The sequence below is a fragment of the Chryseobacterium sp. StRB126 genome, assembly GCF_000829375.1.
Taxonomy (GTDB): Bacteria; Bacteroidota; Bacteroidia; order Flavobacteriales; family Weeksellaceae; genus Chryseobacterium.
This window is the reverse complement of sequence record NZ_AP014624.1, coordinates 666,061-687,994: the sequence shown is the minus strand read 5'-3', so window position 1 is coordinate 687,994 and position 21,934 is coordinate 666,061. Positions and strand designations below refer to the sequence as shown.

The window sequence follows — 21,934 nt, the reverse complement described above, 5'->3', positions numbered from 1 at the left end:
AAGATAAAAAAAAGAGAGAGATTATTGTCTTTCATCATCTTATTGTATCAATTTATTTAAAATAAGTGATAAGAACGATAAAGATAGTCGGGTATTTTCTCTTTAAATTAATTAAAAATATAACTTCCGGTTAATGAATCCAGATATACATTTGGCATTTCTGAAGTATCAACATTTTTACCTCTTCTACCAGGCCCAGAATCAATGGCTGCACCAATCATCGCTCCTACAATTCCTCCCGCCATTGCTCCTATCAATACTCCGTTTCCAGTATTGGCCGGAATAAGTTCTGTTTTAGTGGCAATAACATAAAACCCTTTATCGTCTTTTATCATTTCTAGATATCCTACCGGAGTAGATCTGTAAGCTTTACCATTTTCTATATACCCAAATACCTCTTCATTACCAATAACCTCGTTGTTTATATTTGCGTTAGTATCTTTAATATTGGTTACTCTTCCTTTTTTATTTTTATCTATAACGTAATTCGGTTCAGGCTTCTGCTCATAAAATGATCTGAAATCTTTATAAACTCCGTCTTTTAATTCCGTGCCACCAAAAAGCAGAGAATTCTTGGTAATAAAATTCTCATAATTCGTTAAATCTCCTTCAGACATTGCACCTCCTAAAGGCAAGCTCACATAAGATTCCCTAATCATCCCGGTTACAACATTAGATATCTGACTTGCGATATATTTAGGAAAATTGGAATCGGATGTGATCACGTTTTGGATACGGTTTAGAAAGTAATATTTATTGTTTCTTTTGATAAAACTTGAAAATTTAAATTTGATTTTTGTCATGGAAGTTTTTTCTTCCGGATCCTCATTATAAACCTTTAGGTCTTCCAGCATTAGGACAATATCATTATTACCTTTCACTTTGTTATCTTTTAAGAACCAATTTTCAATATAATTTTTCAAATCAACATTGGCAAATTTAAGAGTAAAGGTTTCTTTATGAAAAGGTATATTTCCTATTTCTTTATCGGGTCTGTTGTCAATAACTGTTATTGATTTTGTAGTTCCTTTTCGATCTTTAATACTTTGCTTCAATTCTACTACTTCTGTTTTCTGTGCGGATAATGAAACCGCCAACATTAAGAAGAAAAATACTTTTTTCATTTATTATTTTCCGGCAAAAGTATAGATTTAAAGGTAAAAATTAAACGGCTCTCACAAAAAAAGATTTGTAAGAGCCGTCTAACATTAAAAAAATAAACTATTATGGGTTTTGTTTAGGTCCCGAAGTATTATTGTGTACATGAGGTTTTCTTTCGTTCATTTTATCTCTCATCATCCCCTCAGATTGAAATAGCTTCAGAACTTTCTGGCAGGGAATCACCTGCTGCATTTTCTCTGCATATCTTTTTCTGTTATCCAAAAGCTTCTGCCCTATTTCAAAGCTTTGCTGCAATTTAGCCTTAGCTTCGTCATCTGATAATGTTTCAGGGTTAAAGCCTGGATCAAACTGACTTTTTATCTGTTTCTGACTGTCCAGATACTCGTTATAAAGCTGTGTAAATTCTGCCTTATCTCCGGGATCTACATTCAGATTATCCATGATCATATTATTCCTGAATTTTTTAAGGAGTTCCTTTCTTTCTTCAGGAGAAAGATTATTGATGACTTCCTTTCTCTGCTTAGGGTCCATCTTTTTCCAGTCATAATCTGTATTTTGAGCATTTAAGCCAAAACAATAAATAATAAAAAACGTCAATAGTATCTTTTTCATCTTTCTTTATTAGTTATATAAATCCAAATAAACATCCTGGGTTGAATTGCTCGCCAGTTCTGCAATTTCAGAATTGGAAAACGAGTCCAGATATTCATTCATCCGTGTTTCTTCTTTTTTAGTTACAGGTTTCACTATTTTTTGTGAAACAGTTTCTTTATCATTTCCTCCTTCGCTTTTCACAGCAAAAGAAGCATTATTTTTCTGACTTTCAACTGTTTGATTATTATTTTCAACAGAAGTTAAATCTCTTTTCAATGTTTCATAAGCAAGCTCACCCTCCGTTGTAGGCTCCCCTTTATGATTAGCATAGGTATCTTTTGAATTCAGATTTTTATCGGCCGAATCATTATTGAAATTAAGAATAAAAGTTATTCCAAAGATCAAAGCCAGTGATGCAGCAACTGCATACATCCAATTTAACTTAAAGACCGGCGCAGGTGCTTTTTGCTCCGGCTTTATATCATTCATAACCCTCTCCTGAATATTTTCAAACAAATTTTCAGGGACTGTGTAAATGTTTTTACGTTCTAGTTTTTCTATGTCGAACTCTTTCATCTTTGTTTTCTCAAAAATTATCTTTCGTAATTTTCCTTAATATATTCTTCTATTTTCTGTTTGGCATAATGATAATTTGTTTTCAGCGTTCCTACTGACATATCTACAATTTTAGATATTTCTTCATAGGGCAAATCATCATAATACCGCATCATAAATACCAGTTTCTGCTTTTCCGGCAGGCTTTGTATGGCGTTCTGCAGTAAAATCTGTATTTCTTCGGCATCTCCTTCCACATTATAGGCCACCAGGTTCTGCATGTGATACTCAGGATCTTCATCTGTTTTCTGCATTTTCTTCAGTTTATTAACCTGCTGTAATGCTTCGTTGGTAGCAATCCTATACAGCCATGTATACAACTGGCTATCGTTTTTAAACTGATGAAAATTCTGATAAGCTTTAATAAAAGTTTCCTGCAAAGTATCCTGAGCAAGATCTCCGTCCACAATAATTCTTCGTATGTGCCAGTACAATCTGCTTTGATAGGCATCCATCAAGGCACGAACACCTTTATTCTGTGTCCGCGGATCCTGCATCAACGAAATAATTTCCGCGTCCTTAATCTTCATAAGATGCCTTTCACTGTTTTGGATTACAAAAATAACTGAAAGTTAAATTAAATATTCAATTTTCAGTTTAAATATTAAAAATAATATGAGACAGTTACGCAATAAACGTGCCTCTATTTAAGTTTTGGGTTTCTGTACCGTTCTTCCTTTCCCGACTCATCTTAAAATCTTATATTTGTTAGATGCAAATTGTAATTATCGGTTCTGGAAATGTGGCCTATCACATGGCAAAAGCTTTCAGTTTGAAGGGCATTTTCCTTGCTCAGATTTTTGGGCGGAACGAAAAAGAATTGAGTAAAATTTCCGAAGAGCTGAGTATTCCTTATTCTACGGAACATCTGGAAGATGCAGATCTGTATATCATCTGTGTAAGTGATAATTCTGTAGGAGAAGTCTCGAAAATGATTACCAAAAAAGATTGTCTGGTGGCTCATACTTCCGGTTCTCTTCCTAAAGAAACATTAAGCGGAGCATACAGAAAGGCTAGTTTTTATCCGTTACAGACCTTTTCAAAATCCAAAGAACTGGAATATGATAAGATTCCGTTTTTTATTGAAGCCGAGTACGAAAAGGATACCAAAATACTTTTTGAGCTTGCTTTCAGAATTTCGAAAAATGTAATGGAAAGCAATCATGAGAAAAGAAAATACATTCATTTGACGGCTGTTTTTGCCTGCAATTTTGTGAATCATCTTTTTTCAAGAGCTAAAGAAATTTCAGATTCTCAGGAAATACCATTTGATTATTTTTTACCCCTGATTGACGAAACGGTTCAGAAGATCCATGAAATAGAACCTAAACAGGCTCAAACAGGACCAGCAGTAAGAAATGACCTTAGGGTTTTAGAATTACATGAGCAGCTATTACAAAACGAAGAAAGTATTAGCATTTATAAGACAATGAATCATTCTATTCAAAAAATGTATGAGTTATAAAGAGAAATTAAAGGATATTAAGGCCTTTGTATTTGATGTAGACGGTGTTTTTACGGACGGAAGTGTTTATCTGATGCCGGGAGGAAATATGTGCAGGGTAATGAATGTACTGGATGGCTATGCGGTTGTTAAAGCCTTAAAAAATAATTATTTAATAGGTATTATTACCGGAGGAAATGATGAAATGGTAAAACACAGAATCAATTACCTTGGTATTCAGGATTATTATCCGAAATCTCATAATAAAATTGAGGATTTTGAAGATTTTAAAAAGAAGTATAATCTTAAAAATGAGGAAATTCTGACCATGGGAGATGATCTCCCGGATATTCATATCATGGAAAGTTCTGCTATTGCAGCATGTCCTGAAAATGCAGTTCCTGAGGTAAAAGGGATATCTGATTATATTTCTACAAAGAAAGGAGGAAGCGGTGCTGTACGAGACGTTATTGAACAGGTAATGAAGGTTCAGGGCAACTGGCATGATGATAACACCCAATCTGTATAACGATATTTATGAAATTACTTTTAGCGTCTCAGTCCCCAAGAAGAAAAGAGCTTCTTTCCAGCCTTGGTTTTGAATTTGAAGTGGTAAAAATCGACTGTGAGGAAATTATTCCTGACTCGATTGAGATAGAAAATGCAGCAGCCTATTTGTCTGAATTAAAAGCAAATGCTTTCAGAGCTCTGACAGATGATGAAGTTTTACTAACAGCAGATACTGTAGTGGCCATAGATGGGCAAATTTTGGGTAAACCAAAAGATGAAGCTGATGCTCATAATATGCTTAAAAGCCTTTCGGGGAGAACTCATCAGGTGTATACAGGAATTACCATCAAAACTGCAGATAAAATATACACAGAAACTGATGTTGCTGATGTGATTCTGGCTGAGCTCACTGATGAAGAAATTCAGTATTATATTCAAAAGTATAAGCCTTTTGATAAAGCTGGAAGTTATGGGATTCAGGAATGGCTGGGAATGGCAAAAATTAAAAGCCTGACAGGTAGTTTTTACACTATTATGGGGCTTCCTACCCATCTTGTTTACAAAATTTTAAAAGAGATTTCCGTTATTTAAAAATCATAGCGGTTTCTGAGCTCCATAAAGATGTAATAAAATATTTCCGGGAGAAATATAAATATTATTCATTATAAAATTTTATTATTTTTACAAAATCATCAAACTGCTGATAATAAAAAGCAGATTAGCAAGTTATATTGAATAATGAAAAAGAATATATTGTTCCTTTTAGTGATTTGTCTCATTGCTTCCTGTGCTACCAAAACAAAGAAGCCGGAGCAGCGTTCAAAATTATTGAAAGGATTTTCCACATATTATAACACGCTGTTTAATGCCAAAGATGCCTTAAACAGTGAGTTTACAGCCAGAGATAAGGGACATAAGGACAATTTTTATGCGCCTTATATTCCTATTCTTACGTTTGAAGAACAGCCTTTAGGAAGTGATTTAGGGCAATCAACTGCTTTTGCAGAAAACTCCATGAAAATGGCAGAGGTTGCTAACAGACCATCCGGAAGAAATTCCGGAATTCCGAATATGCAAAACGGCCCGGTAAATGATTCTTCCAATCCTGATGGCGGCACTCCGGCTAAAGGAGCAACCACGCTGGAAATTGCTGAAGCTAAAGCATTAAAGGCCATCAATAAATACTCTGTTACCAGAAACGGGGAAGAAAAAAATAAGCAGATCTTTGATGCTTATATCATCCTTGCCCAATCCCGAATTTATAGAAATAAGCCGTTGGAAGCACTGGACGCCCTTAATTATCTTTTCACTCGTATGAAGGATGATAAAAGGATTCCATTGGCAAGAATTTACCAGGGTGTAGCCTATGATAAAATCAAAGACTACCACAGAGCTCATGAAACTTTTGCTAAGCTAAAGAGTGACGGAATCAATAAAACTTACTCCAAATTATTGAGTATTTATTATGCTGAATCACTTTTGGATGCTGGAAAAAAAGAAGATGCTGCCAAAGAACTCGATGTGGCTTTTGAACTGAACTCTAACAGAAAACTGAAGAGCAGAATTGCTTATTTAAGAGGTCAGGTTCTTGAAAATCTGGGACAAAATGACAAGGCAAGAGAAAGCTACACGGCTGCCTACAAATATTCCAGTGATTTTGAATTTGAAGTAAAATCTCAGATTGCCATTGCCAAAACTTTCAATGGTAAAGGAGATTACAACGGAGCAAAAAATTATCTGGAAGGAATCAGTAAAAAAGGAACATATGGTTCCAGGAAAAATGAATTTTACTATGCTTTAGGACTTATGGCCAATAAAGCAGGAAAACATGATGAAGCACAGCAGTTTTTCAGAAAATCATTATTTGAGAAGGTTTCTGACCCTCAAATCCGCGGGTTGACTTATTATGAAATAGGGAAAAGTTATCTTGAAAAGAATGATTATATCGGTGCCGGAACTTATTATGATTCTGCCCTTGCCGTAATGACCTATGAGCCTTCAAAGATCTTATTAAAGGATCAGTCTGCATACATTAAAAAGATTTCTAAGAACTATTATCTGATTAAAAAGAATGACAGTATCCTTTCTTTAGCGAAGATGGATAATGCTCAAAGAACTGACTTTTTCTCGAAACATATTGCCAAATTAAAGATCAAAGAAGAGAAAGAGGAACAGGAAAGAAAACGTGCAGAACGAAACAAGGGATTTGATACCGGCGATTATAATTCAAATTCTATTTTCGCCAATAATAATTCGAGTTCATTTGAAGATTTTGGAGTAACTACAAAAGGTTTTTATTTCAACAATACCGGAACCATAAGTAAAGGAACTTCTTCATTTAAGCAGGTATGGGGAGAAAGAGCACTTTCTGATAACTGGCGTTTTTCTAAGAAAATGGCTTCTATTGAGGATATGAAAAGTGAAGCTCTCGGGGTAACCACTGCTCCTAATCCAAGACGTTTTGAACCGGCATATTATATTGAGCAAATTCCAACGAATCAGGAAAAACTTTCACAACTTAAAAAAGATAGAGATACTGCATCTTTGGGCCTTGGTATTATGTATCAGAATTATTTTACCAATACTCCACTGGCTACGAAAACGTTGTATGATCTTGTGGATGTAAAACCGGAAGAAAAGGTAATGCTTCAGGCGTTGTATGAGATTTTTGCCATGAATTATGAGCGAACTCCACAGGCCGCTGAGAGAGCAAAACAAATTCTACTAGCCGATTATCCTTATACTTCATACGCTGAATTTGCAAGGAATCCTAAAAACAATTCCTTCGTAAAATCAACAGCGGACGTAGAAAATGAGTATAAAAAAGCCTATGCTTTATATGAATCTGAGAAATTTGTAGAAAGTAAGGAGATTATTGACCAAACGATCCAGAAGTATCCAAAAGATGCTTTAGTTCCGAAATTATACCTCTTGAATGCTTTTAATACAGGAAAAGCTACCGGAAAGGAAGTCATGATTCTTCAGCTTGAACAGATTGCTTTAAACTACTCCAAAACTCCGGAAGGAATAAGAGCCAAAGAAATGCTGAATTATCTGAAAAGTGATCTCAGCTTTCAGACTACTGACAATAAAGGAAACTTAGTTTCTCAACAGCCGGGCTCTCCTACTCCACCTGCCACTAAAAACAAAAATATTCCGGATATGGCAAATGGTCAGAATAGCCAAGGAAACTTAAAAGTCAACAATTCTGATGTCAAACAGGTACAACCTATGCCAAAAACAGAGAATATGATGAACAATACTCCTCAACAAAAATCTGATAAACCTAAATTAAGAAACAAGAATATCCCTGATCGGCCACAAAAACAATAAAACAAAAAAGCGAAGACTAGATCTTCGCTTTTTTTATATATTTTTTTCAGATTGCTTAGAACTCTATGCTCCCTTTTTCTTTACTCCGTGGAAATCTTTAAGATAAAAAGGCTCGAAATAAGCCGTATCTTCAAATTCTTTCTTTTCTATTTTCTCCAGAGTCTTTTTAATCAGGTATTGTGCGGATGGATAAATATTTTCCCTAAAGTCTGCATCAGGAAGATTTAAAATATCTTTGGCTTTCTTAGCACCGTCTCCTACAAAGACTACCTTCTTATCTCTAAATTCTTCAAAAGAAGTTTCATCTAAAATTTTTGCTTCCGTTGCAGAGATTTCCTTTCCTGTAGAACCGTCATAAACGGCCGTATAAACCTCCATTCTCCTTGCATCGATCAATGGCACTATAAATTCATAGTTTTGTCCTAAAAAGGGCTCTATCATGCTTTCAAGAGAATTAATAGCAATAAACGGAACCTTAAGTCCATAACAGAATCCTTTTGCAGAAGCAGCCCCAATTCTTAATCCGGTATAAGAACCCGGCCCTTTACCTAATGAAACGGCTTCAATGTCTTTCAGTGAAATTCCTGCCCCTTCCAGAGCCCATTCTACATAGGTATGAAGACTTTCAGATTGTTTATAGTTTTCAGAAACCTCTTCACATACGCATAGCAGCTTTTCGTTATCTGATACAGCTACTGAACAGTTTTTAGATGATGTTTCAAGATATAGAATTTTCATTTTCTTGTTTTAAGCTAAAATGGCAACCTTGCGGAAAGGCAAAATCGCTTTTAAAATTTTCTGCAAATTTAGTCCTTTATTTTGATACTATTTTTTATAGATCGTTCTGGGTTCAGCCTGAGCACTGGGGTAGATACACATATCAGCAATGGTAACGTGTTTTGGAGCGTTTACACAATATGCAATAGCATCTGCTATATCCTCAGCTTTTAAGGCTTCATAGCCCTCATATACCGTTGCTGCTTTTTCACTATCTCCTTTGAATCTTACCAATGAGAAATCTGTTTCTACAGCTCCCGGTTGAATATTGGTTATTTTAATCCCGAATTCAGTAAGCTCGAGTCTCATCCCTTCAGAGATAACATCTACTGCTTTTTTGGTCGCGCAATACACTACTCCATTGGCATAGGTTTGTCTTGCTGCCACAGAGCTTATGTTTACAATATGACCTAAGTTTTTAGTTTTCATGCCAGGGATGATCATTTTGGAAACATAGAGAAGGCCCTTCACATTCCCATCAATCATAGAATCCCAGTCATCTGTCTTACCGGATGAAAGCGGATCCAACCCATGAGCGTTCCCAGCATTATTAATCAGGACATCAATATCTTTCCATTCTTCGGGAAGCGAATTAATTGCAGTTTCTACTTCTTCAAGATTCCTTACATCAAACCTTAAACTAAATATTTCGGTAAGCTGAGATAATTTGTCATTTAAAGATTTAAGTACATCCTCTCTCCTTCCACAAATGATTATTCTGTTTCCTTGCTTTGCCAGAAGTTCTGCAGTGGATTTACCGATACCGGAAGTAGCCCCGGTGATTAATATTGTTTTCATACAACTGATTATTTATTTTGAATGTAGCAATGTATCAGTATAACAATTTACCAATGGCTGATCTTTATTGTTACACTGATATACTTTTATACTGATACATTATTTACTATATTTTTACTTGGTTAATTTGCATCGAATGCCTGAAAAGCGTCGGCAATATGGTCAATAGTTAAATTTCTGTTTTCATCCGGCAAAACGGAAATGATATCAAATCTCACCTCATTCTGTTTATCGAATTTCTCCAGATAATGGTTCGCAGCCAGGACAATGGATCTGATCTTTGTTTTGGTTACCGCTTCCTGAGGCAGCAAAAAGATATCAGTTGATCTTGCCTTTACTTCAACAATAATAATTAATCCCTCTTTTTCAGCAATGATATCAACCTCTGCTTTCTGAAATCTGAAGTTTCTGACCAGAATTTTATACCCGTTTTTCTGAAGATAATCAGCAGCCATATCTTCAGCTATCTTTCCAAAGTCATTATGATCTGCCATATCTTATAAATTCAATAAGTGAATAGAAGGGTAGTAGTCTTTAAAACTCAATCTTAACTTTAGTATCAGTCTTTATTTTAACCGTTCCACCAATTAAAAGTGGCCGGTTATCTTTAATATGTCCATTCGGGAACCCGAATACTACAGGGAATTTGTATTTTGAAATTCTTTCGGAGATCATTTTATAGGCAAATTCGTCAAAGCTGGATTCATACTCTTTATTCTCTTTTTCATCCCCCATATTGGTCATTCCGCCTACGATAAGTCCTTTGATCTTATTGAAAACACCTGCTAATTCAAGACTCATCATCATACGATCCAGAGCATAGAAGTTTTCTCCGATATCTTCGATGAATAAGATTTTATCTTTAAAGTCAAAAGAATATTTGGTTCCCAGAAGCGCATAGATAAGGGCTAAATTCCCTCCAACCAATTCTCCTTCAATATTCCCCTTTTTATTTAATGGATGAGATTTTAAGCTATATTTAAGTGTTTTCCCTTTTAAAATATCAAAGATCAGGTCATAGCTCTCATCAGTTACTCCAAAACTGGATGTTTTGATCGTCTGTCCATGGATGGAAGCAAAACCTTTTTTCAACAAATAGCTTTGTATAACGGTATTATCAGAGTAGCCAATATACCATTTCGGGTTTTCTGTAAAGTTTTTCAACTTCAGATGCTGAATCAGGTGCTGACATCCGTAGCCGCCTCTGGATGCCCAGATCGCCCCAATCTCTTTATCGTTTAAAGCCCAGTTGATATCTTTTATTCTTTCCTTTTCTGTTCCGGCGTAATTGTATCCGTTTGAAAATTTGGTGTAAAGGTGTTCTCCCAAAACAGGTTCAAATCCTTTACTTTTAATTAATTTTATTCCCTTTTCTAACTGAGAAGTATCTACAGCTCCGGCAGGGGAAATAACAGCTATTTTAGCTCCTTTTTTAAGAGCTTTTGGAAAGATATTTTTTTTCATTTTGTTTGTTGATATTTTACTTCTTTTTTCTCAGCTTCTTCCAGTTGTCTGTCAAACTGATTGAATGTTTTAAAGCTCTGAAGGAAGATAAAGAAACTGAATACGATAAGAATCACTCCTACAACTCTTCTGATCCTATTGGCCAGTTTCTGGGTAAGTTTATCGTGAAATTGCTTTGCCAAAAATATCTTCGCAAGATCAATGCCAAGATAAGTTCCTATTACAATGCTTATGTATAAAATAAAACTGCTGGTGTCCGGATATTGATTCCTTACGGAAATTACCGTTACCAACCAGAAAAGGATGACTCCGACATTTAAAAGATTAAAGAAAAAACCATTAAAAAAGGTTTTAATATAATTCTGGCTAATGATCTTATCTTCACCGGGCATATGCATTTTGGTCTTTGTAACCAGCATCACAATCCCATAAACAAAAATCAGAATAGAAGTGATCCTGTAAAATCCCGGATGTTTATCTATGAGTGTAACAATATCTGCACTGGCATAATAGGCTGCTACAATACACAGCAAATCTGCAGTGATTACTCCAAGATCCAATGACAAGGCATGTTTTGGGCCTCTTGAGAAACTGGTCTCTATTAACAGGAAGAATATAGGTCCTATAAAAACCAGACTCAACATGAATCCTAAAATAACGGCAGATAGTACAAGTTCAAGCATTTAATAAATTTTAAAATGAAAAAATTTCATTCCGATTTATACAAAGTTATACTTTATGATTTAATTATTCAATAAAGATGTGATATATCAACTTTTATTTTACCTGCTATTTGAGACTAAGATTTTAGAAAGGAAGCCGGAAGCGGGGAGAAGGGAAGTTATCATAGTATGAAAAAACTAACGGAGATTAAAGCATCATTTTTTACCTTTTCAAAAAAACAAAGAGGCTATTCCTGAGTTGGAACAACCTCTTATTATTGTTTTATTTTGGATTCCTGATATTACTCAACAATCTTAAAATCCAATTGTTTTTGGATCAGATTTGCTTTTACAACTTTAATCTGAACCTGATCTCCTAACTGGTATTTATTTCCGTGTCTAACTCCGTATACGGCATGTGTTTTCGCATCATACATATAAGAATCGTCCACCAAATCTCTTAACTTAATAAGACCTTCAGCTCCGTTTTCAGGAATTTCTACCCAGAATCCAAATTCTGCCACTCCGGAAATAACTCCTGTGAACGTTTCACCAAGATGTTTTTCCATAAATTTTACCTGCATGAACTTGATGGAATCTCTTTCTGCATCAGCAGCCAATCTTTCCATAGAGCTGCAGTGTTTTGCTTTTTCTTCTAATTCCGGTCTGTTTGGAGATTTTCCTCCGTCCAGATAATGTTGAAGAAGACGGTGGGCAAGCAAATCCGGATAACGACGGATAGGAGAGGTGAAGTGACTATAATAATCAAACCCAAGTCCGTAATGTCCGATAGGCTCTGTAGAATATACCGCCTTACTCATGCTTCTCATAGCAAGGGTTTCTATCATATTTTCTTCTCCTTTTCCTTTTACATCATGAAGAAGCTTATTCAAAGATTCAGCAACCTTTTTGGTATTGGCAAGGTTCATCTTGTATCCGAAAGTAGACACAAAGTCTCTTAATGATTCCAGCTTTGCAGGATCCGGATCATCGTGAACCCTGTAAATAAATGTATTTTGAGTAATATCTCCTTTCTTATTTAGCGATACAAACTCTGATACTTTTTTATTGGCCAAAAGCATGAATTCTTCGATCAGGTGATTGGAATCTTTACTGATTTTAAAATACACTCCAATCGGCTCATTATTTTCATCTAAATTGAATCTTACTTCACTTCTGTCAAAAGTAATAGCTCCATTTCTGATACGTTCATTACGCATGATCTTAGCCAATCTGTCAAGTACATTGATTTCCTCAGCCAAATCTCCTTGGCCAGTTTCAATACGTTCCTGAGCTTCTTCATAGGTAAATCTTCTGTCTGAATGAATCACCGTTCTTCCAAACCATTGCTTTTGAATTTCTGCCTGATCGTTCAGTTCAAAAACTGCAGAGAAAGTATATTTATCTTCATGTGGGCGAAGAGAACATACATCATTACTCAACACTTCCGGCAGCATCGGAACTACTCTGTCTACCAAATACACCGACGTTGCTCTCTTATATGCTTCATCATCAAGTATTGTTCCCGGAACGACATAATGGGATACATCGGCAATGTGAACCCCGATTTCCCAGTGTCCATTTTCCAGTTTTCTGATAGATAGTGCATCATCAAAGTCTTTCGCATCCTTAGGGTCAATGGTAAACGTACAGATATTACGCATATCCCAACGTTTTGCTACTTCTTCATCCGTAATGCTTCTGTCTATCTTATCCGCATCTTGTTCTACTTCCGGTGGAAACTCATAAGGCAAGCCATATTCTGCAAGAATAGAGTGTATCTCTGTTTCATGTTCTCCGGGAGCACCCAGTACTTGTGTAATTTCTCCTTCAGGATTTTTATCTCCAGGTCTCCATTCTGTCATCTTTACAATGACCTTATCTCCATCCCCTGCATTATTGAATTTTGTCTTTGGAATAAAGATATCTGTATTGATTGATCTTTTGTCGCAAACCACAAACCCGAAATCCTTGTGGGCTACCTTCTGAAAAGTCCCCACAAACTCTGTCCGGTTTCGCTCTAAAACCTCCAAAACTGAACCTTCCAGTTTCTTTCCTTTATAATGATAAGTTATAATAAGAACCTTATCTCCCTGTAGGGCATCCTTTACATTTTTGGCGTGAACGAAGACATCATCTTCTAATCCTTCTACCTTAACGTAAGCATTTCCGCTTTGGTTGAAATCGATAATTCCGGTTAACGTTCCTGCAATTTTCAGGTTTACGATATACTTTCCTCTTTCTACTTCTTTAATCTTTTCCGATCCCTGAAGTTTATGCAGTGCCTGGATTACAAGTTCCCTTTGTCTTGGATTTTTGTAATCTATTCCGTCAGCAATCTGCTTATAATTATAAATTTTTGATGCGTTTGCATTCATGAAACGAAGGATCAGTCTTCCGATCTCCATCAGTTTCAAATCATTTTTATGACTTATATATTTTCTTTTTTTTGGCATTTTAATTTTTTTAAAATTTCTTAAGTTGTTATATCATGAATGAAATTTCTTTAATTCCTAAATTTTCACATTCAGAATAACAGTCTTTATTGTTTACCCAAACTCCTGTTTTATTTTTAATCATTTTATTAAACAAAGCTATAAAATCTATATCAGGACTTTGAATATCTTCTTTATTTTTATGTATTTTTTTACAAAGCTCTTTTGGTATTTTTTTCAGCCATTATGATCTTTTTGCTTTTTACAGGTTAAAACAATTTATCATAAAAAATAAACCACAGATCCTTTTATTTTTATCAAACCTTAATGTTTAATTTAATCTTGTTTTTTCTAAATCTACTTTACAACGGAAGCTTTAGTTTTGTATAAATTTACTACAAATCTGGAGAAGAAAAGAGAAAAACCTTCTATAAAATATCTTTAAAAATATTACAAAGGTTCAGGAGAAGTATAGAATGTTATTTCTATTGAACACTGCAAATGTACAAATAAAAAATAAATAAGGCCTGCAATCAAATTACAGGCCTCAGTATATTTAGCAAACAGCAATCTTATCAACTCTGTTCTGGTGTCTTCCACCTTCAAATTCTGTAGAAAGAAATTTGTCAACAATTTCAATCGCCAGTTCTTTTGATATAAACCTTGCCGGTATAGAAATCATGTTCGCATCATTATGCTGTCTTGCCAGTGTTGCAATCTCCGGCATCCAGCAAAGTGCGCATCTGATCTTCTGATGTTTGTTCGCAGTGATCTGAACCCCGTTTCCACTTCCGCAGATCAAAATTCCAAGCTCATTTTCTCCGTTTTCCACAGAGGTTGCAGCAGGGTGAACAAAGTCTGGATAATCCACACTGTTTGTGGAAAACGTTCCAAAATCCTGAACCTCAAACTTTTCTGAAAGGTAGTTCTTAACAATCTCCTTATATTCATAGCCTGCATGGTCCGCTGCGATAGCAATTTTTCTTTTCATAATACTCTTATTAAGCTTTTTTAGATTTTATTTCCTTACAAAGGTAAGAATAATAACAATTCGTGTTAGTAAAGCGTGAGTTAATTGTGAAAAGGTATGTTAATAAGTGTGGAAAACTATTTCCAACTTTCTATTTTCAAAGATGAATTTATTTCGTAATAGAAAATCTATCCTAAACTTTTCCCCACAACTTTCCAGATCTTTTCTTAAGCTATCCCCAGGTTTTTCCATAATAAAATAACTAATAATGTTTTGTTCACAAAGTTATCAACAATTGTGAATAAGTGTCTGAATATACAGGTTTACAGAGATTTATATTGTGAGTTATTTATGAATTGTGTACCAGTTGAGTATTATGAACTTTATGCCTAAAACTTATCCCCGTTACTAACAATACATAACAACAACAGCTTTATTTTTTTTTTAAAAGAGAAAAGAATTGTTGATTAATGGATGATTGAGTTCGGGGAAAGTTTTTGAAAACTTTTATTTCGATCAATCTGTTGAAAAAGTTTAAAACCTTACATTTGTGAAACGAAAAATTAGAGAAGTTTATGGAATTGACCCTGCCGAAATTTGCTGAAATGTAACTTAGGCCGAAGTGGGCGATTGCCTGACATTTGAGAAAAAATAAATCTAAAGATAAAAATGAAAACAATTAACGACTTCAATTTTAAAGATAAGAAAGCTCTTGTAAGAGTTGACTTCAATGTTCCACAGGATGACCAGTTGAAAGTGACTGACAATACCAGAATTGTTGCGGTGAAACCAACCGTTGAAAAAATCCTTCAGGATGGTGGTTCTGTTATTTTGATGACACATCTTGGAAGACCAAAGGGAGAGGTGAAAGATGAGTTTTCTCTAAAACATATTATGGGTGAAGTTTCCAATGTTCTTGGAAAGGAAGTGAAATTTGTTGATGAATGTATTGGTGAGAAAGCTGAACAGGCGGCGGCTGATTTGAAGCCAGGAGAGATTTTATTATTGGAGAATGTTCGTTTTCACAATGAAGAAGAAAAAGGTGATGAAGGTTTTGCTGAGAAACTTTCAAAGCTGGGAGATGCTTATGTAAACGATGCTTTCGGAACGGCACATAGAGCTCATGCTTCTACAGCTGTTATTGCAAAATTCTTTTCACAAACTAAGTTTTTCGGTTTATTGATGGCTAAAGAGCTTCAGGCAATCGATAAAGTTTTGAAAAGTGGCGAGAAACCGGTTACCGCAATTTTGGGTGGATCTAAGGTTTCAACTAAGATTACCATTATAGAAAATATTCTTCCTGCAGTAGACAATTTAATTATTGGAGGTGGGATGGCTTTCACATTTATTAAGGCACTAGGTGGAAAAATCGGAAACTCATTGGTTGAAGAAGATAAAATTCCTTTAGCATTGGAAATTTTAGCTAAGGCAAAAGAACATAAAGTTAAAGTATATCTTCCATCTGATGCAATCATTGCTGAAAGTTTCAATAACGATGTTGAAAGAAAAGAAGTTGATATCTATGCAATTCCTGAAGGATGGATGGGATTGGACGCTGGTCACAAATCAAGAGATCAGTTTAATGATGTACTATTAAATTCAAGAACAATTCTTTGGAATGGGCCAATTGGTGTTTTTGAAATGTCAAACTTTGCCGGAGGTACTATTGCTCTTGGAGACAGTATTGCTGAAGCAACAAGATTAGGAGCTTTCTCTTTAGTAGGAGGTGGTGACAGTGTTGCATTCGTTAAGCAATTTGGATATGCTGATAAAGTAAGTTATGTTTCTACAGGTGGAGGAGCAATGCTTGAAAGTCTTGAAGGACTTGAGCTTCCTGGAGTAGCTGCCATCAATAATTAACAGAGAAAAAAAATCAATATTTCTAAGCCTGCTAATAATATTAGCAGGCTTTTTTATACCTATATTTTCATTGAGAAATTCTGAATTGATCGAGTATTTTAATGTTTCATGATATAACCTGAGGTTATATTGAATTATGGTGTTTTGATTTACTGAAAGTTATATTTTTATGCCGGTTAATAAAGGAAAATTTAGACTATGAATCTTAATGAAAAAGGAGTAATTACCATCATTTAATCATATTGTTTTGTTTCCGGATTATGGAGTATTTGGTTTGAATTTTATAATATTTTGAATGCTGGTTAGGGTAAACTTTAATTGATAAAAATTGCTTTTTTTAATCTTTATTTCGGCAGAGCTGAAGAAACATTTTTCTTGAAATTAGAAATAAAATATCTGAATTAATTACAGGAAAAAGTAAACTTTGAAATATACTTTAGAATTCAAATTTGGATATCATTCGTTAATGTTCCGATAGACTTTTCTTTAAAGTCGATCTCAATAATTTTCTAATATTTTTTTATCATTTTCTAAGAATTAATTTTAGTATAAGAATCCTAAAGAGATTAAGATATCGATACCATTTTTTTGAATGTAGAAAGAGGAGAGTGCTTTTACGTTTTTTAGCTTTGATAGCGCTTAATTTTTTAAGATGTATTCATTAGACCTTGAGTAAAGATCATTTTTATTTGACTGGTTTTAACTGTTTATATGTATAATTGAAATGAATAGTTAGTAATCTGATTTTTAATTGATAATATGAGTGTTACCTATCTAAGGTTTTTGTTTCCTAAATATTGTTTAAATGATGAATTTTATGTTTGAATATCATTGTTGTATTTATCTGTTTTTCAGTGATTAAACTATATTTATTTTTATTTATATCTCTTGTTTTTATCATTTTTTCATCCTATTTTTATCCTATTTTTTTTACATTGTATATGCTTAGTTTTTTATTTTAAGAAGTTGTATATCAGTGAATAAACTGTTATTTTTAAATATAAATAGCAGTAGTATAAGTGTATAACCATGATATTTTTGTTCTACTTTTTTTTAAAGAACATTTGTATTTTCAGTTTCACATGACATGATCATCATATGATAATGTAAATTTCCCTCATGGCTTAATTTCCTTACTATAGATTTTAAGTCTAAATTTTTGGTTTTTTTTTGAAGTTAAAAATATTCCGATTTCATTCAAATTATTTATTTTGTTCAGATTTTAGAAAATTTGAAAGAATTAACCTCTGAGAGTTTTCTTAATATAAAGCATTTCCATTTTCCACGATAGAGTAGGGGAATGTACTTGAGCTTTAAAATTTGGGATTAATTTGATTTCTGGGCAAAATCTAGATTTTATTTTTTAGAACTGTCTGAATATTTTTTAGAATAGCATAAAAATTGACTTTTAGAAATATACCTAAAATCTAAAAACTGTAATTTTTTGAGTGTTTATATGCAAAATAAAAATAAGCTCTTAAATGAGGTGTTTTTGTTAGAATTTTGGTTTTATAATTCAATTTTTATCTTTTCAATGTAAATTTCTCTCTTTTCAGCGTAAGCTTTTCAGAATTTAGTAAAATTTTTTTTTGAGCTGTGAGCCACTCAAAAAAAATTGAGTTTTTAGAAAAGTGGAGTAGGGGAGTTAAAAAAGTAAGTTGAAACTTTTCATCATTTTTGAATTAATATTTAAATTGGAACACAATTTAATTTTAATAAGAAATAAAAAACTCAGGAGATATTTTCCTGAGTTTTTTAGGTTTAAGAGTCGAAAATGCTGAAAAATGACCTTCAGAAATAGCTTAAAAATCGATTATCTATCTTTTTTCGATAATGTATATCAAACTTGAAAATTCGTTAGAAAAAGAGGCTTTTATGTTCGAAATCGTTCCGTAAATGCTTGCTTTTAGCCAGAATAGAGGAGATTTTTTATATTTTTCGCTTAACATAGAGATGTAGTAGGAGTCAAGGATTAAAGGTTTGATCTTTCTCATTTTCCAATCTGTTTTTTTAGAAATCAGATTTTCCATTCCGTTTTTAGAAAAATGATAGATGTGTCTCGGTACATCATAGGCAGCCCAATATTCTTTATAATGTTTTGCATCATAAGAAGTAGGATTGGGAACCGCAATAATAAGAAGTCCTTTGTCTTTTAATTTCGTGTGAAAAATATTGAGCATTTCATCCTGGTTCTCTATATGTTCAAACACATGCCATAATGTAATTGCATCAAGGCTTTTGTCTTCAATTTTTTGAATATCGTCCAGGATCTTTGCTTTTGTAATTTTTCCCTGTGCTGCTTTTCTTGCATCTGCATCCGGTTCAAATCCTAAGGTTTCAAAATCATTTTCTATATACTTTACAAATTCTCCGGCACCACATCCATAGTCTAATACTTTTGATCCTTGTTGAATTCTTTCAATAAGGATATTTTTTTTGTACCGCAGATTAAATGACTGAAGAAATTTATATAATTTTTCTTTCAGGCTTCCGGAATCTTGGTGATGGGAAATGTAATCTTCGCTTTCGTAGTATCTGGAAATATTGGAAGGAATAGGGGAGGTTTTGTAGACTCCTTTGGTTTCTGTTTCTTTAATTTCAAATATTTCCTGTGAAAGAAAATGATCTTTTATTTTCATTGAATTCGCTATCTGTTATATTTAAAAATTTCTAAGTATATACAAATCTACATTCATTTTATATTATTCTGAATACTGGCAAAGGTTTGCGGAAGTAGTCCAGAAAGTGAAATGAAATATCTAACCTATGTTTGATATTCTTCATTCGGATAAATAATGGTAGATATGTAATAGTATATATCCATCTAAAAAATTAAGATATTCATAAACTTTTATAAGCTTTATAAATACCTTAATTTTCGTTTTTATTGTAATAAATGTTTCACGTGAAACATTTTTAATTTAACGTCCCAAATACACTAGTAAAACGTTGATGTCGGCTGGAGAAACACCACTTATCCTTCCTGCTTGTGCAATGGTCTTTGGGCGTACATTGGACATCTTTTGTTTTGCTTCTGTAGAAAGGCTTGAAAGCTTCGTATAATCAAAATCTTCTGGAATTTTAATATTTTCCAGACGGTTTAACTTGGCTACATTCTCCTTTTCTTTTTCAATATATCCTTTATACTTGATGTTGATCTCAGCTTGTTCTCTTACTTCTTCGTTATATTGAGAAGAGACTTCTTTAATGAAATCTATTCCATCAAGTTTTTCTAGAGTTATATTAGGTCTTGTAAGAATTTGGGCGGCTCTGTAGGCTTGATCTACGGGGTTGCTTTCTATTGATTCTAAAATAGGGTTAATGACACCCGGTTTTAAAGAAGTTTCACGTAAAAACTCTTCAAGTCTCTGACTTTCAGATATTTTAGTTTCAACTTTTCTTAGTCTTTCTTCTTTTGCAAGTCCAAGGTGGTATGCTTTCTCAGTTAATCTGATATCTGCATTATCTTGTCTCAATAGAAGTCTGTATTCGGCACGTGAAGTAAACATTCTGTATGGTTCTTCAGTTCCTTTTGTAATCAAATCATCAATTAATACTCCAATATAAGCTTCATCTCTGTTAAGAATAAATTCACCTTTTTCATGAACTTTGTTGTGAGCATTGATTCCTGCAATCAAACCTTGGCCTGCTGCTTCTTCATATCCTGTAGTTCCATTGATCTGTCCTGCGAAATATAAATTGTCAATCAATTTTGTTTCTAAGGTATGTTTCAATTGGGTAGGAGGGAAGTAGTCATATTCAATAGCATATCCCGGACGGAAAACTTTTACATTTTCAAATCCTGGAATATGTTTCATGGCTTTGATCTGTACATCTTCCGGAAGTGAAGAACTAAATCCGTTTACATAAATCTCAACAGTTTTCCATCCTTCCGGTTCTACGAAAAGCTGGTGTCTGTTTCTTTCTGCAAAACGATTAATTTTATCTTCAATACTTGGACAGTATCTTGGGCCTAAACTTTGAATAGTTCCATTAAACATTGGACTTCTATCGAAACCTTCACGAAGAATATCATGAACAATTTCGTTAGTATATACAATATGACAACTTAATTGTTTGGTTAATTTTGGAGTATCAAGATAGCTGAACTTCTGAGGATTTTCATCACCTTTCTGTTCTTCCATTTTTGAATAATCCAAACTTCTTCCGTCAACTCTTGGTGGAGTACCGGTTTTCATTCTTCCGGCTTCGAAGCCTAAGCTTACCAATTGTTCGGTGATACCAAATGCTCTTGGTTCACCCATTCTTCCACCACCTAGTTGTTTATCTCCAACGTGAATTAATCCGTTAAGAAAAGTTCCGTTGGTAAGTACAACTGATTTTGCTTTAATTTCAATTCCTAATGAAGTAACTACTCCGGTTACTTTATTATTTTCAACAATCAGTTGTTTCACCATATCCTGAAAGAAATCAAGATTAGGTGTATTCTCTAAAGCTAGTCGCCATTCTTCGGCAAAAAGCATTCTGTCATTTTGGGTTCTTGGGGACCACATGGCAGGACCTTTTGAAAGATTGAGCATTTTAAATTGGATGGCAGATTTGTCTGCTACGATTCCGGAGTATCCACCCATTGCATCAATTTCTCTTACGATCTGTCCTTTTGCGATTCCGCCCATTGCCGGGTTGCAACTCATCTGTCCGATGGTCTGCATATTCATTGTAACCAATAGCGTTTTTGAACCCAGGTTGGCTGCTGCTGCTGCTGCTTCACATCCTGCGTGTCCTGCACCTACTACGATTACGTCATATATTTCTGAAATCATTTTTATCTCGCTGTTTAAGCTTTAAACCTTAACTTTAATTATCAATGTTTCACGTGAAACATTTTTGAAGAATGCACTCTAGGTAAATGTATATTGTTACTAGAATTGAGTACTTTAGATATCGGACTTTAAGTGATTATTTAATTTTAATTCTTTAAATCCCTATATTTAGTTAAGTACAGATCCTCCATTCTTCGCATCTCTTTTTCCTCTTCTTCCGTCTTGTCTTTATAGCCAATAAGGTGTAAAATTCCATGGGCTAAAACCCTTCTTAATTCATCTTCATAATCTCGGGAAAGGGTAGAGGCGTTATCAGAAATGCGTTGCAAAGATACGAAAATCTCAGCGCTTATTGTCTTGCCTTTTACATAATCAAAAGTGATGATATCGGTATAATAATCATGCTGTAAATAATCCTGATTAATCTTTAGAAGATATTCGTCATCGCAGAAAATGTAGTTGATTTCTCCTAGTTTTTTTCCTTCTGAAAGTATTAAATCTTCCAGCCATTGTTTGTAATCTGCATCTACCGACTCCGGTAAATTTTCGTAAAAGAATTGTATCAT

19 protein-coding genes are annotated in these 21,934 nt (G+C 34.1%); 5 read left to right on the top strand and 14 right to left on the bottom strand.

Annotated features, from left to right (window positions below; translation table 11 throughout):
* Positions 1-107: 107 nt before the first annotated feature.
* The 4 genes from CHSO_RS02935 to CHSO_RS02920 form a co-directional block, all read right to left on the bottom strand.
* On the bottom strand, positions 108-1,124 hold the full coding sequence (locus CHSO_RS02935) for a hypothetical protein (RefSeq protein ID WP_045492186.1): 1,017 nt from the start codon (positions 1,122-1,124) through the stop codon (positions 108-110).
* 100 nt (positions 1,125-1,224) lie between these two features.
* Positions 1,225-1,734: a hypothetical protein gene (locus CHSO_RS02930; protein WP_045492184.1), complete on the bottom strand. Its 510-nt coding sequence runs from the start codon at positions 1,732-1,734 to the stop codon at positions 1,225-1,227.
* Positions 1,735-1,743: 9 nt separating this feature from the next.
* Entirely contained in the window at positions 1,744-2,292 is a 549-nt protein-coding gene (locus tag CHSO_RS02925; RefSeq protein ID WP_045492181.1) for a hypothetical protein, read from the bottom strand.
* A 17-nt stretch (positions 2,293-2,309) separates the two neighbouring features.
* Positions 2,310-2,861: an RNA polymerase sigma factor gene (locus tag CHSO_RS02920; protein WP_045492179.1), complete on the bottom strand. Its 552-nt coding sequence runs from the start codon at positions 2,859-2,861 to the stop codon at positions 2,310-2,312.
* 182 nt (positions 2,862-3,043) lie between these two features.
* Between CHSO_RS02920 and CHSO_RS02915 the strand changes: the two genes are divergently transcribed.
* The 4 genes from CHSO_RS02915 to CHSO_RS02900 all read left to right on the top strand — a co-directional run bounded on the left by CHSO_RS02915 (position 3,044) and on the right by CHSO_RS02900 (position 7,618).
* Positions 3,044-3,796 carry a Rossmann-like and DUF2520 domain-containing protein gene (locus tag CHSO_RS02915; protein WP_045492177.1) on the top strand — a complete coding sequence of 251 codons (753 nt, stop codon included), beginning with the start codon at positions 3,044-3,046 and terminating at the stop codon, positions 3,794-3,796.
* Positions 3,786-4,304: a KdsC family phosphatase gene (locus CHSO_RS02910; RefSeq protein WP_045492175.1), complete on the top strand. Its 519-nt coding sequence runs from the start codon at positions 3,786-3,788 to the stop codon at positions 4,302-4,304. The genes CHSO_RS02915 and CHSO_RS02910 overlap by 11 nt, the downstream gene beginning before the upstream one ends.
* An 8-nt stretch (positions 4,305-4,312) precedes the next feature.
* Positions 4,313-4,876: a Maf family protein gene (locus CHSO_RS02905; protein WP_045492174.1), complete on the top strand. Its 564-nt coding sequence runs from the start codon at positions 4,313-4,315 to the stop codon at positions 4,874-4,876.
* A gap of 147 nt (positions 4,877-5,023) precedes the next feature.
* Entirely contained in the window at positions 5,024-7,618 is a 2,595-nt protein-coding gene (locus CHSO_RS02900; RefSeq protein ID WP_232509144.1) for a tetratricopeptide repeat protein, read from the top strand.
* 63 nt (positions 7,619-7,681) lie between these two features.
* On the opposite strand, the gene tsaB is transcribed toward CHSO_RS02900, so the two are convergent.
* From tsaB to rpiB, 7 genes are all read right to left on the bottom strand, one after another.
* A complete protein-coding gene (tsaB, locus tag CHSO_RS02895; RefSeq protein ID WP_045492172.1) occupies positions 7,682-8,356 on the bottom strand; it encodes a tRNA (adenosine(37)-N6)-threonylcarbamoyltransferase complex dimerization subunit type 1 TsaB in 675 nt (224 codons plus the stop codon).
* A gap of 87 nt (positions 8,357-8,443) precedes the next feature.
* Positions 8,444-9,193: an SDR family NAD(P)-dependent oxidoreductase gene (locus CHSO_RS02890; RefSeq protein ID WP_045492170.1), complete on the bottom strand. Its 750-nt coding sequence runs from the start codon at positions 9,191-9,193 to the stop codon at positions 8,444-8,446.
* Between the two features lie 122 nt (positions 9,194-9,315).
* Entirely contained in the window at positions 9,316-9,687 is a 372-nt protein-coding gene (locus CHSO_RS02885) for a YraN family protein (protein ID WP_045492168.1), read from the bottom strand.
* A gap of 40 nt (positions 9,688-9,727) precedes the next feature.
* The gene (locus tag CHSO_RS02880; RefSeq protein ID WP_045492166.1) at positions 9,728-10,657 is read right to left on the bottom strand and encodes an LD-carboxypeptidase; all 930 of its coding nucleotides are present in this window, start codon (positions 10,655-10,657) and stop codon (positions 9,728-9,730) included.
* Positions 10,654-11,340 (bottom strand): LysE family translocator, encoded by a 687-nt coding sequence (locus tag CHSO_RS02875; protein WP_045492164.1) that lies wholly within the window; start codon positions 11,338-11,340, stop codon positions 10,654-10,656. The genes CHSO_RS02880 and CHSO_RS02875 overlap by 4 nt, the downstream gene beginning before the upstream one ends.
* A gap of 281 nt (positions 11,341-11,621) precedes the next feature.
* On the bottom strand, positions 11,622-13,775 hold the full coding sequence (rnr, locus tag CHSO_RS02870; protein ID WP_045492162.1) for a ribonuclease R: 2,154 nt from the start codon (positions 13,773-13,775) through the stop codon (positions 11,622-11,624).
* Positions 13,776-14,310: 535 nt separating this feature from the next.
* Positions 14,311-14,745: a ribose 5-phosphate isomerase B gene (gene rpiB / locus CHSO_RS02865; RefSeq protein WP_045492160.1), complete on the bottom strand. Its 435-nt coding sequence runs from the start codon at positions 14,743-14,745 to the stop codon at positions 14,311-14,313.
* A 648-nt stretch (positions 14,746-15,393) separates the two neighbouring features.
* Between rpiB and CHSO_RS02860 the strand changes: the two genes are divergently transcribed.
* Positions 15,394-16,584, top strand: a complete 1,191-nt coding sequence (locus CHSO_RS02860; protein WP_045492158.1) for a phosphoglycerate kinase — start codon at positions 15,394-15,396, stop codon at positions 16,582-16,584.
* 1,817 nt (positions 16,585-18,401) lie between these two features.
* On the opposite strand, the gene CHSO_RS02855 is transcribed toward CHSO_RS02860, so the two are convergent.
* The 3 genes from CHSO_RS02855 to ybeY form a co-directional block, all read right to left on the bottom strand.
* Positions 18,402-19,223 carry a class I SAM-dependent methyltransferase gene (locus CHSO_RS02855; RefSeq protein WP_045492156.1) on the bottom strand — a complete coding sequence of 274 codons (822 nt, stop codon included), beginning with the start codon at positions 19,221-19,223 and terminating at the stop codon, positions 18,402-18,404.
* Positions 19,224-19,505: 282 nt separating this feature from the next.
* Complete coding sequence (gene mnmG / locus CHSO_RS02850; protein ID WP_045492153.1) at positions 19,506-21,368, bottom strand: tRNA uridine-5-carboxymethylaminomethyl(34) synthesis enzyme MnmG; 1,863 nt, start codon at positions 21,366-21,368, stop codon at positions 19,506-19,508.
* 146 nt (positions 21,369-21,514) lie between these two features.
* Entirely contained in the window at positions 21,515-21,934 is a 420-nt protein-coding gene (gene ybeY / locus CHSO_RS02845) for an rRNA maturation RNase YbeY (RefSeq protein ID WP_045492151.1), read from the bottom strand.